We start from the raw sequence: 12380 nt of genomic DNA, 5'->3' as shown, positions 1-12380 counted from the left end.
CATACCTTTACTCGTTTCCTTGCAATACTAGGGGAGTCCATATACGTTCCTCACTCTTGAGGATGACGTTTTTCTCCTAACTTAAATTGTGTCATTCCCGATAGCGACGGAGGAGCGTAGTCGGGAATCTAGCTTTTGCTCAGTGAATCAACAACAAAAAAGGTGACGGTAAACGCCACCCTTTCTAGTCCCTTAATATTTCATTATCCGGTTCTCGAAACTGCTCTTAAATCCCTTCGCATCTCGCCACTCGAATCCCGCATCTGCTTTATTCCTTGTCGGACACGACACGTTTGTCAGGGTCGGCCAATTCACTGGCACAGTGTTTACAATAGATGGCATCAGAATCATGACCCGAGCGATTGCAGTTTGGGCATTTGACTAACTCTTTATGCGAGTTCATTTCATTACTGAGTTCTGCGGTAATAATCCCGGTCGGTACCGCAAGGATGGAATAACCTAACAACATGGTCAAAGATGCGATAGCCTTACCAATCGCTGTTTGCGGCACCATATCCCCGTAGCCAACGGTGGTGATGGTGACGATTGCCCAGTAGATACTGTGGGGAATACTGGTGAATCCGTTTTCTGGCCCTTCAATCACAAATATCAAAGCGCCAAAGATAACGACTAAGATGCCGACTGTACTAAAGAAGATCAGAACCTTTCGTCTTGCCATCAATAGCGAACGCAACAGGATATTTGAATCTTGTAGATAGCGAACCAACTTGAGAATTCGGAAGATACGCATGACACGCAGCAATCTCACAACGCCCATAAACGAAGCTCCTGGGAAGAAGATCGCTAGGTAAGTAGGTAGAATCGCTAACAGATCAACAATCCCATAAAAGCTGGTGGCGTAAGATTTCGGTTTTGGAGAACAATAGAGCCTTAATAGATATTCGATAGTGAATAGGGCGGTGAAAGTGTACTCGATGTAACGAAGTTCTTGAGACCACTCTGTCATCACATTTGGAATAGACTCAAGAATAAGAACCAGCAACGAAGCCAAGATTGCAATGATCAGTGATATATCAAACGCACGTCCGGCAGGTGTATGGGTACCAAAAATGATAACGTACAAATGATGCTTGAGTGGCTTGCGTGACATAAGGAGAGGTTCGTCTTCTATTAAATGCGTTAACCGTCATTATACAAGCTTCATAATAACGAGGCGAGTGAAAGCCAAATTGCTTTACTCGCCTCAGATGTGTTCCACATTAAATAGCCGCAGTTAAGCGACTATATGCTGTTAGCCGCTATGCTAATCCTGGGAATAGGTTACGCAAGCCGTTCGCAATGAACTCGATGCCAAGCGCACCAAGAATCAAGCCCATGATACGGGTGATAACGTTAATCCCAGTTTGACCTAAAAAGCGCACGATAACAGGCGCTGAACGGAACAGAAGCCAAGAGCAAGTTGCGAACGCAATAATGCTGATACCAATTCCAATGGTATCAATTGCCGCAGGATAACGAGAACCGTAAACAATAGTAGAACTGATTGCACCCGGACCCGCCATTAAAGGCATCGCTAAAGGCACAACACCGATTTGTTCTTTACTGATGTACTCAGACTTTTCCTGCTTGTTCTGTTTATCTTCACCCAGCTTACCGCTCATCATCGAAAATGCGATGCTCAATAACAGTAAACCACCCGCTACGCGAAACGAGTCTAGTGAAATGCTAAACATATCGAGTAGCAACTGACCTGCAACTAGCGACACGATCAAGATAACAGCAACGGCAATATTAGCTTGTAAGGCAGTCCTGTTTCTCTCTTCTGGCGGCATATGAGCAGTAAGAGAAACGAAAACAGGCATGATGCCGATTGGGTTAACGGCTGCAACAAGCCCAAGGAAGAATTGCATAAAGATTGCGAGTTCTAAACCTTGCATGGGAGCGATCTCCAAGTAACGTAAAGTAGGATAGTGGGTTTGATCTGACCTTTATCAGAGTGCGTAATGTAAGGGACAAATTCAATCAGAGCGAATGAAAAAAACTAACGTGAAGAGGGGGCTATTTTTTAGAAAAACTAATTGAGTGTGAGATGTGTAATGCTGTTGTTATAAAGTGTTTTCTCGTGTTTCGTGTTGTAACGTGATTTGAATTAAATGTTGCCTCACGCGCGCTTTTAATAAAAATTATGACAGTTTCTAGCTGGTTGCAACGGTATGGATATACTCTCAGTAGCACAGTTTTGGCCGTATACATGTAAGTGAGTTGACTAAAAATGAAACTTTTTTACAGTTTATGACGCTATGTAGAAAAAATTTGTCTGTTTGCTTGTTTTTTGTGCGAGCGAAAAGTGTGATGTTAATCTATATAAATCATACTCTTAAGTTCATTTTTTCGATTGCCTTACTACTTTCTGGTTAATTCCTTTTGGGTAACTGATCTGGGTCAATTTTTTTCACACAGTGAAATAATATACTCAGACCTGAAAGCAATTTACTAAGAACGCTGGTGTTTAAGGTTAACGGCAAGCAGCGAGTTTAATAAAAAGTTTTTAATATTTATTATTTTAGGAGATCCACCATGCCTGTAACTAACTTAGCGGAACTTGATGCTCTAGTAGCTCGCGTCAAAGCAGCACAAGAAGAGTTTGCAACATTCTCTCAAGAGAAAGTAGACGCAATCTTCCGTGCAGCTTCTCTTGCTGCTAACCACGCTCGTATTCCACTTGCACAACAAGCAGTAGCTGAATCTGGAATGGGTATTGTTGAAGATAAGGTTATCAAAAACCACTTTGCATCTGAATTTATCTACAACAAATACAAAGACGAAAAAACATGTGGCATCTTAGAAGAAGATGACAACCTAGGCACAATGACTATCGCTGAGCCTGTAGGTATCATCTGTGGTATCGTTCCAACAACGAACCCAACTTCTACAGCAATCTTCAAATCTCTAATCTCTCTTAAAACACGTAACGGCATCATCTTCTCGCCACACCCACGTGCAAAGAACTCAACTAACGACGCAGCGAAACTTGTACTAGACGCAGCGGTTGCAGCGGGTGCTCCAAAAGACATCATTGGTTGGATCGACCAACCATCTGTAGAGCTTTCTAACGCGCTTATGAAGCACGACGGTATCGCACTTATCCTTGCTACTGGTGGTCCAGGCATGGTTAAAGCAGCATACTCTTCTGGTAAGCCTGCTATCGGTGTTGGTGCTGGTAACGTTCCTGTCGTTATCGATGAAACAGCTGACATCAAACGTGCTGTAGCATCTATCCTAATGTCTAAAACATTCGATAACGGCGTTGTATGTGCTTCTGAGCAAGCTGCAATCGTTGTTAGCGATGTATACGAAGAAGTTAAAGAGCGTTTCGCTTCTCACAAAGCTCACGTTCTGTCTAAAGCTGACGCAGATAAAGTACGTAAAGTACTTCTTATCGACGGCAACCTAAACGCTAAAATCGTAGGTCAACCTGCTCCAGCAATCGCTGAAATGGCTGGTGTTAAAGTGCCTGCTGATACAAAAGTACTTGTAGGTGAAGGTCTTGGTAAAGTTTCTTACGATGACGAATTCGCTCACGAGAAACTGTCTCCAACTCTAGGTCTATTCCGTGCAGACGACTTCGAAGACGCTGTTGCTCAAGCGGTAACTATGGTTGAAATCGGTGGTATCGGTCACACATCTGGCCTTTACACTAACCAAGATACAAACGCAGACCGCATCCGTTACTTCGGTGACAAGATGAAGACTGCTCGTATCCTAATTAACATCCCGACTACTCACGGTGGTATCGGTGACCTGTACAACTTCAACGTTGCACCTTCTCTAACTCTAGGTTGTGGTTCATGGGGTGGTAACTCTATCTCTGAGAACGTAGGTCCTAAGCACCTTATCAACAAGAAAACTGTAGCGAAGCGAGCTGAAAACATGTTGTGGCACAAACTACCTAAGTCTATTTACTTCCGTCGTGGTAGCCTTCCAATCGCAATGAGCGACCTAGAAGGTAAGAAACGCGCATTCCTAGTAACTGACCGTTTCCTATTCAACAACGGTTACGCTGATGACGTAGTTAGCCTGCTTAAAGCACAAGGCATTGAAGTTCAAACTTTCTTCGACGTAGAAGCAGATCCAACACTATCTGTTGTTGAGAAAGGCGCTGAAGCAATGAAGAGCTTCCAACCTGACGTAATCCTAGCTCTAGGTGGTGGTTCACCAATGGATGCTGCGAAGATCATGTGGGTTATGTACGAGCACCCAGAAACTCACTTCGAAGAACTAGCAATGCGCTTTATGGATATCCGTAAACGTATCTACAAGTTCCCTAAAATGGGTAAGAAAGCTGAGCTTGTATGTATCACTACAACTTCAGGTACGGGTTCAGAAGTTACGCCATTCGCGGTTGTTACTGACGACAAGACTGGTGCTAAGTACCCACTAGCTGACTACGAAATCACGCCAAACATGGCTATCGTTGATGCTAACCTAGTAATGAACATGCCTAAGTCTCTAACAGCATTCGGTGGTTACGATGCAGTAACTCACGCTCTTGAAGCTTACGTATCTGTTCTTGCTAACGAATACTCTGATGGTCAAGCTCTACAAGCACTTAAGATGCTTAAAGAGTACCTACCATCAAGCTACGCGAACGGTGCAAACGACCCAATCGCTCGTGAGAAAGTGCACAACGCAGCAACTATCGCTGGTGTAGCATTCGCGAACGCATTCCTAGGTGTTTGTCACTCTATGGCGCACAAGATTGGTGCTGAGTTCCACCTACCACACGGTCTGGCGAACGCACTACTAATCTCTAACGTTGTACGCTACAACGCGAACGATAACCCAACTAAGCAAACTGCGTTCTCTCAATACGACCGCCCACAAGCACGTCGTCGTTACGCTGAAGTAGCTGACCACCTAGGCCTAAGCCAAGAAGGTGACCGTACTGCTCAGAAGATTGAACGTCTACTAGCGTGGCTAGAAGAATTGAAATTGAACCTAGATATCCCAACGTCTATCCAAGCGGCAGGTGTATCTGAAGCAGATTTCATCGCTAAGCTAGAAGAGCTGGCTGTAGAAGCGTTCGATGACCAGTGTACAGGTGCTAACCCACGTTACCCTCTAATCACTGAGCTGAAAGAAGTGCTACTAGCGTCTTACTACGGTAAAGCATTTGTTGAAGGTGAAACTTTCGAAGGTACTACAGTTATCCTTAAGAAAGCTGACCAAAAACCAGCTGAAGCGAAAGCAGCGCCAAAAGCTAAAAAAGAAAAAGCTAACGCATAAGTAAGACGTTAGTTATGAGATAAGTTTTCGCTAGCACGATACTTATCTATCGGGAAAAGATTAAAGCCCCAGTCGAGAGACTGGGGCTTTTTTTGATCTTTGTTTTAAGTGATAGTGACTGTTTAGGGATTTAAACTTCGGCCGCAACCACGCGACCGCTAAAGTAATCGTTAGATATGATGTACTCGGCAGTTCTGGTCAGCTCGTCTTGAAGCTGGGCCCAGTGGCAACGGTTTAACTTTCCATCGGCATTGTGAATAGCAGGAACGACACCCCCAACACGGATGTTAAATGGGGTTAACTCTTTGGCCCAACTGTGGGTAAAACCGGTAATCATAGAGTTGGCACTCTCTAAGCCTGACACGTCATGAAAGTCATCGTGCGATATGACATTCACTATCACTCCTTCTTTGTCTTCTGCACGTAACCTTTCGGCACTGATTTGACCGAAGGCGAATAGGGTAGATGCCATATTGGATAGGTCGTTGATAAAGCCACCAACCGGCTGATCGCCGATTAGACTAGGCATTGGAGAACTCACCCAATTATTCACTAATACGTCGGGTGTAGTATTGAAGGTGGTTTGGATGAAATCGAACACGTTCAGAATCGCTTGGCTGTCATTGCTCTCAAGCGGGTAATGGTAAACAGAATCAGAGAATCGGCCGCATTGTAAATAGGCTGCTTGAAGGGCTTCCGTGTCGTTATCACAAAGGATGACGGTGGCTCCAAGGTTCACAAAGTGGTTCGCAATCGTCCCTCCTAGTCGCGAACCGGCAGCTGTTACTAATATGATTGAGCTTTTTATTTCCATCCCAGTACCTAAACAAATCATCCATGTAGGATAAGGATGGGTTAAATTTTATACAATGGGTGTGAATTGGTTCAAACTAAGTTAGGTGAATTAATAAGTTTTTATGAACTTAGTGGCAGGTCACATTTTGTAGTAACTTCAAGCAGTAATCGACATTTGTTAATTTGAGGGTGCCTAAGGCTGGTGGTTCATATCACTCTAGTGAATCGTTCGAATAGCGTGAATTGAACAAAGCAGATAGAGATGCAGAAATAAAGTGAGACTGAAGTTATACCTGAGCCAGGATCTGATACTTACGTTGAGCGGTAGATAGCTCGTTGTACAGCGTTGCTGATGGTAAGTCAGGCTGGTTTTTGTTTGCTAGCTTACGACGATCGTGACCAGATAGGTTTTGGTAAACTTCTTCAGGTAAGTCACCAATGTCTTCTGGCATAAATGCCAGTGCTTCTGGTTTTAGATAGTGACAGAGCTTAGCACTCACTAAGCTTGATTGGTGAAAGTGATTAGACTGTTGTGCTGATATCTCGTAAGACGATTGATTTGAACGCAGTTGCTGAGGTTCGGCGATGCCAAACTGTTTACGGAGGCGATCTTCCGTTGTCTCTGTGACTTCAATAGTATCGATAGGCGTACAGTCTCGAACATCATTAGAGAACATGGATAACAGCAACGCGAAATCCGCACGGCGACCTTGCTCAACCGCTTTGCTGATTCCGATGCCGAACTTCAGTTCGTTGATGATTCCTGCTTTATCTAAGGTATGTATTTGCATGACGCCTCTCATTTGATACACCTTTAACGGCATGAAGGCAGCAAACTTTAGTCTTTAATTACAAGCGAATAGAGATTTAATTTAGGCTGGGAAAGGGTAGTTAAAAGGGCTAGGTTATTGATCGTTATGTTCGTTGTTTACTATGTAGCAGATCGTAGATACAAAAAAGCTCACGCCGAGGCATGAGCTTTTAATAGTTAACTCGCTATAAATAGCGCAGCTTGAATAATAGATTACTTAGCTAGGTTCTCTTCTACGAAAGACCAGTTTACTAGGTTCCAGAATGCAGCCATGTAGTCAGGACGAACATTGCGGAAATCGATGTAGTAAGCGTGCTCCCATAGGTCAACAGTTAGAAGTGGAGTAACACCTTCTTCTGTTAGAGGAGTCGCAGCGTTAGAAGTGTTAACGATGTCTAGAGAACCGTCAGCTTTCTTAACTAACCAAGTCCAAGAAGAACCGAAGTTGTTGATTGCTGAATCAGTGAATTTTGCTTTGAATTCTTCGAAAGAACCGAATGCAGCGTTGATAGCTTCTGCAACAGCGCCAGTTGGTTCGCCGCCTGCTTTTGGAGCAAGACAGTGCCAGTAGAACGTGTGGTTCCAGATTTGAGCAGCGTTATTGAAAACACCACCAGTAGAAGTCTTAACGATCTCTTCTAGTGTTTTGCCTTCAAACTCAGTACCTGGGATAAGACCGTTTAGCTTAACAACGTAAGTGTTGTGGTGCTTACCGTGGTGGAAATCTAGCGTTTCTGCTGAGATGTGTGGTTCTAGTGCGTCTTTCGCGTAAGGAAGAGCTGGTAGTTCAAATGCCATTGCTCAATTCTCCATTGATATGAAAGAGTTAACTCTTTCGATTGCTTCCAGTGATATTATTATTCATGGCTCGCTATGCTGCCAACCATGGTCAATTTGCTGACTTGGTTTCTAGTTTAGCAAGTTTTTACTTTATTAAAAGCATATTTCATCACTTTTATGTGAATTATTAGTTTAGCTTGTTAACCTCTTTTTTTATATGGTTTTTATTCTTTTGGTTTGGGGTAGAATAAAGGCAATAAAAGCCGTAATCCATTAACGAGGAAGCAATGGAAACTATCGATAAAATCAAACAGCAAATTGAAGAAAACACTATTCTACTGTACATGAAAGGTTCTCCTAAGCTACCTAGCTGTGGTTTCTCTTCTCAAGCGTCTCAAGCTCTAATGGCATGTGGCGAAAAATTTGCTTACGTAGATATTCTACAAAACCCTGATATCCGTGCAGAGCTACCAGCTTACGCACAATGGCCAACTTTCCCACAACTTTGGGTTGAAGGTGAGCTAATCGGTGGTTGCGACATCATTCTTGAGATGTTCCAAAAAGGTGAACTTCAGCCAATCATCAAAGAAGCGGCTGCTAAAGTTGCTGGCGATGACGCAGAGTAAGTTCTAGCCTTTATGCTGAACAGTAAACTAGGGGCCTTAATTAGGCTCCTTTTTTGTTGGAATTGATTGAGAGTCGACTCGATAAGGAACGAACAATGAACGTAAAACTTCATTATGTACATGACCCGATGTGCAGCTGGTGCTGGGGATACAAACCAACACTGGAGTTACTAAAACAACAATTGCCTGCGAGCATTGAGTTCAACTACGTAGTAGGTGGCTTGGCTCCAGATTCTGATGAACCAATGTCAGAAGAGATGAAAGGCAAGTTGCAAGCTATCTGGAAGCAGATCGAAGCCAAATTAGGTACAGAGTTCAATCATGAATTTTGGACTGAGTGCCAACCGGTACGAAGCACTTACCCTGCGTGTCGTGCTGTTATTGCTGCGGGTTTCCAAGACCACTACGAGCAGATGCTTGAAGCGATTCAACACGCATATTACTTGCGTGCAATGCTGCCGCACAGCGAAGAGACACATAAGCAATTGGCTGAAGAGCTAGGCATGAATGTTCAGCAATTCGAGAACGATCTTGCTGGTAAGCTACTTGAGGGTGAGCTAGAAGACCAACTGAGCTTCAAACACGCGATGGGTGTGCATTCTTACCCAACTCTAATGCTTGAAGTTGACGGTATCTTCACTGAAGTTGAGCTGGATTACCACTCATCAGAAACGACACTTAAGTCGATTAGAGAAGTTCTAGTAAAGAGCGCTCCTAGCGCTTAATTGACGATACTGAATCGTATTATTCAAAACTACTTCAAAGGCTTGCTCGTAAGGGGAAGCCTTTTTTTTATCCAACGGATTTGGACTCAGGATGTAACTTATCGGAGACATCTCAGATACAAAAAAGACCGCACTAGGCGGTCTTTTTAAGTTTTGAACATTGATTCTGACTTTAGAACCTAGCTTTAAGCTATAGAACCATAGCTGCAATCCAACCGAATACGATCAGTGGGATGTTGTAGTGTAGGAATGTAGGTACAACGGTTTCCCATACGTGCTCATGTTGACCATCTGCATTAAGACCGGACGTTGGACCTAACGTTGAGTCAGAAGCCGGAGAACCAGCATCACCAAGCGCTGCTGCTGTACCAACTAGAGCGATGGTTGCCATAGGGGAGAAACCAAATGCTGCCGCTAGTGGAACGTAGATAGTTGCAAGGATTGGAATCGTAGAGAACGAAGAACCGATACCCATAGTTACCAGTAGACCAACCACCAACATAAGTAGTGCAGCTAGAGGTTTGTTGTCACCGATGCTTGTTGAAAGTGCTTCAACCAAAGATTCAACGCCACCAGTTTGCTTCATTACTGCTGCGAAACCTGCCGCGGCAATCATGATGAAACCGATCATTGCCATCATGTGTACGCCCTTGGTGAAGACATCTTGTGTCTCTTTCCAAGCAATTACGCCACCGAAAGTGAAGACCATGAATCCAGCAAGTGCACCGATGATCATTGAACCAGTCGATAACTGAACCGTTAGTGCTGCAACAATACCTGCCGCTGCTACTAGGATGTGCTTCTTGTTGATCTGTTTCGCTTCAGTTGAAACAACCGTGTGAGAGGTTTCTTTGTATTGGCGAGGCTTACGGTAAGTGAAGAACACTGCCGTTAGAAGGCCAAAGATCATACCAGCAGCTGGTAGTAGCATTGCCATTGGTACTTGGCTCGCCACTACACTTTCAAGACCGTTGTCGTGAAGGTTCTTAAGCAGAATGTTGTTTAGGAAGATGCCACCAAAACCGATTGGTAATACCATGTATGGTGTAATCAGACCAAAAGTAAGCACACAAGCAACCAGACGACGGTCTAGGTTCATTTTTGCGAATACGCCTAATAGAGGTGGAATTAAAATTGGGATGAAGGCGATATGTACCGGAATCACGTTTTGCGATGACATTGTCACTAGGATCAAAGACGCTAGGATGCCGTATTTAAGACCAGTCGATGCCGTGCTGTTCTCTTTGCCGTGAATGCGTTTAATAACACTTTGAGCAAGTAGGTCTGTGATACCAGAACGTGAGATAGCAACAGCGAATGTACCAAGCATAGCGTAGCTAAGTGCGATAGTTGCACCGCCGCCTAATCCACTTTCGAAAGCCGCGACTGCGTCGTTCAAGCTCATACCAGAGGCTACGCCACCGATAATTGCACTGAACGTCAGAGCAACGACTACGTTTACGCGCATCAAAGCTAAAACAAGCATGATGCAAACTGAAATTACAACAGGATTCATATTATTCTCGGGATGTTGTGTTCTTTATTAAAGGTAATACGACAATACGTTTACCGATTCTATTTTTATTCTTCGTCAACAAGCGGCCAACCACCAAGGGCTTTCCATTTGTTTACTATGCCGCAAAATAACTCAGCGGTTTTTTGCGTATCATACAAAGCAGAGTGTGCTTCTTTGTTGTCAAAATCCATCCCTGCAGTGCGGCAAGCTTTAGCCAAAACGGTTTGACCGTAGGCAAGACCACTAAGAGCTGCAGTGTCAAAAGTAGCAAATGGATGGAAAGGGACGCGTTTAAGCTTACAGCGCTCACTTGCCGCATTGACGAAGTTTAAATCGAATGTAGCATTGTGAGCGACCATGATTGCACGGCTGCAATCTGAAGCTTTTTGTTCTTTTCTCACTAGCTTGTAGATTTCTTTAAGGGCTTCTTGTTCAGACACTGCGCCACGTAATGGGCTAAATGGGTCTTTAATTCCGTTAAAGTCTAATGCTGCCTGCTCTATATTTGCGCCTTCAAAAGGCTCAATGTGAAAATGAAGCGTTGATGCTGGGTGCAGATCTCCGTTTTCATCCATTTTTAATGTAATGGCACAGATTTCTAATAATGCATCGGTTTCTGCGTTAAACCCTGCGGTTTCCACGTCGATGACCACTGGAAAATAGCCACGGAAGCGTTTTTTTAGGGTCAGAGCTTCGTTTTCTACAATCATGTTAGCCCAAATAAGTGTGATTAAGGCTGCATTATTGCAGATAATAGCAGTGATAAAAACTAGGAAAGGGCAATAAATCACAAATTACCAAGCGCATTTCGGCTTGATAATTGCATAATTAAACTCAACAGAAATAGGCGGCAATTGGCTGCATTGTTAAACGAATTGCTTAAGAGATACTCCACTTTATGAAGAAACAACTCATAACAGGTTCAATGCTATTTTCGCTCCTTGTGTCGTCATCAGCGATGGCACAAGAAAAGCGTTACGGAGCATCTCCTCAACAGTCGACATGGGAGATGGTGGCTAACACACCACTAGAATGTCGCTTAGTACATCCTATCCCTAATTTCGGTGATGCTGAGTTCTCATCCCGAGCGAGTAAGAAAATCATTTTAGATTTTGAATTGAAAATGCGTCGTCCGATGGGCGCGACTCGTAATGTCAGCTTGATCTCTATGCCGCCACCTTGGCGCCCAGGCGAGAGTGCCGATCGGATGACAACCATCAAGTTCTTTCAGCAATTTGATGGCTACGTTGGCGGTCAAACGGCTTGGGGTATCCTGAGTGAGTTAGAGAAAGGGCGCTATCCAACATTTAGCTACCAAGAGTGGCAGAGCCGAGATCAGCGTATTGAAGTGGCGTTATCGTCGGTTTTGTTCCAAGAGAAATACAATGTGTTCAGTGATTGTATCGCGAACTTGTTGCCGTACAGCTTCGAAGATATCTCATTCACTATTTTGCATTACGACCGTAACAGCGATCAGTTAAACAAGTCGTCACGTAAAAGGCTTAGTCAGATTGCCGAGTATGTTCGTTACAATCAAGATATTGACCTTGTTTTAGTCGCGACCTACACCGATTCGGCAGACAGCAAAGGCATTAGCCAAAACCTGTCAGAACGAAGAGCTGAGTCTTTAAGAGAGTACTTTAAATCTCTTGGTTTGCCGGAAGACCGCATTCAAGTGCAAGGCTATGGCAAGCGTCGCCCAATTGCTGATAATAGCTCGCCAATTGGTAAAGATAAGAACCGACGCGTTGTGATCTCTTTAGGTAGAACGCAGGTTTAGCTCCAATAAAATTTAAAGCTCATATTAGAAAGCCCGTCGTCATGACGCAATGTAGTTCACTTAAGCGGAGCTGCTTTGCGATTAATTGGGTAGCGAGTCT

Annotated in this window: 11 protein-coding genes; 4 read left to right on the top strand and 7 right to left on the bottom strand. The window is 43.9% G+C overall.

Features of this window, described 5'->3' with window-relative positions:
- Window positions 1-268: 268 nt before the first annotated feature.
- Entirely contained in the window at window positions 269-1111 is an 843-nt protein-coding gene (locus tag JC606_RS21700; protein WP_198779413.1) for an ion transporter, read from the bottom strand.
- A gap of 148 nt (window positions 1112-1259) precedes the next feature.
- A complete protein-coding gene (locus JC606_RS21695; RefSeq protein ID WP_008223294.1) occupies window positions 1260-1898 on the bottom strand; it encodes a YchE family NAAT transporter in 639 nt (212 codons plus the stop codon).
- 640 nt (window positions 1899-2538) lie between these two features.
- Here JC606_RS21695 and adhE point away from each other — a divergent pair.
- Complete coding sequence (gene adhE / locus JC606_RS21690; protein ID WP_102424561.1) at window positions 2539-5247, top strand: bifunctional acetaldehyde-CoA/alcohol dehydrogenase; 2709 nt, start codon at window positions 2539-2541, stop codon at window positions 5245-5247.
- 130 nt (window positions 5248-5377) lie between these two features.
- Here adhE and JC606_RS21685 read toward each other — a convergent pair whose 3' ends face one another.
- The 3 genes from JC606_RS21685 to sodB form a co-directional block, all read right to left on the bottom strand.
- On the bottom strand, window positions 5378-6061 hold the full coding sequence (locus JC606_RS21685; protein WP_198779412.1) for an SDR family oxidoreductase: 684 nt from the start codon (window positions 6059-6061) through the stop codon (window positions 5378-5380).
- A gap of 268 nt (window positions 6062-6329) precedes the next feature.
- Window positions 6330-6833, bottom strand: a complete 504-nt coding sequence (locus JC606_RS21680; protein WP_269819953.1) for a VC2046/SO_2500 family protein — start codon at window positions 6831-6833, stop codon at window positions 6330-6332.
- A 233-nt stretch (window positions 6834-7066) separates the two neighbouring features.
- A complete protein-coding gene (sodB, locus tag JC606_RS21675) occupies window positions 7067-7651 on the bottom strand; it encodes a superoxide dismutase [Fe] (protein ID WP_004734050.1) in 585 nt (194 codons plus the stop codon).
- Window positions 7652-7920: 269 nt separating this feature from the next.
- Here sodB and JC606_RS21670 point away from each other — a divergent pair, with 269 nt between their 5' ends.
- Together JC606_RS21670 and JC606_RS21665 are read left to right on the top strand one after the other, a co-directional pair.
- Window positions 7921-8259 carry a Grx4 family monothiol glutaredoxin gene (locus JC606_RS21670; protein WP_004741702.1) on the top strand — a complete coding sequence of 113 codons (339 nt, stop codon included), beginning with the start codon at window positions 7921-7923 and terminating at the stop codon, window positions 8257-8259.
- Between the two features lie 95 nt (window positions 8260-8354).
- Window positions 8355-8984, top strand: coding sequence for a DsbA family protein (locus tag JC606_RS21665; RefSeq protein ID WP_004741701.1), 630 nt, complete (start codon window positions 8355-8357; stop codon window positions 8982-8984).
- A 190-nt stretch (window positions 8985-9174) separates the two neighbouring features.
- On the opposite strand, the gene JC606_RS21660 is transcribed toward JC606_RS21665, so the two are convergent.
- Together JC606_RS21660 and rnt are read right to left on the bottom strand one after the other, a co-directional pair.
- Window positions 9175-10500 carry a Na+/H+ antiporter family protein gene (locus JC606_RS21660; protein WP_004741700.1) on the bottom strand — a complete coding sequence of 442 codons (1326 nt, stop codon included), beginning with the start codon at window positions 10498-10500 and terminating at the stop codon, window positions 9175-9177.
- Between the two features lie 65 nt (window positions 10501-10565).
- Entirely contained in the window at window positions 10566-11210 is a 645-nt protein-coding gene (gene rnt, locus JC606_RS21655; protein ID WP_004741699.1) for a ribonuclease T, read from the bottom strand.
- Between the two features lie 188 nt (window positions 11211-11398).
- On the opposite strand from rnt, the gene motY reads away from it, so the two are divergent.
- A complete protein-coding gene (gene motY, locus JC606_RS21650) occupies window positions 11399-12280 on the top strand; it encodes a flagellar protein MotY (RefSeq protein WP_102425000.1) in 882 nt (293 codons plus the stop codon).
- Window positions 12281-12380 lie beyond the last annotated feature (100 nt).

The sequence above is a fragment of the Vibrio sp. IB15 genome (genome assembly GCF_016406055.1).
Classification (GTDB): Bacteria; Pseudomonadota; Gammaproteobacteria; order Enterobacterales; family Vibrionaceae; genus Vibrio; species Vibrio chagasii.
The sequence above is the reverse complement of the archived record's forward strand: the minus strand, read 5'-3'. Positions and strand labels throughout refer to the sequence as shown.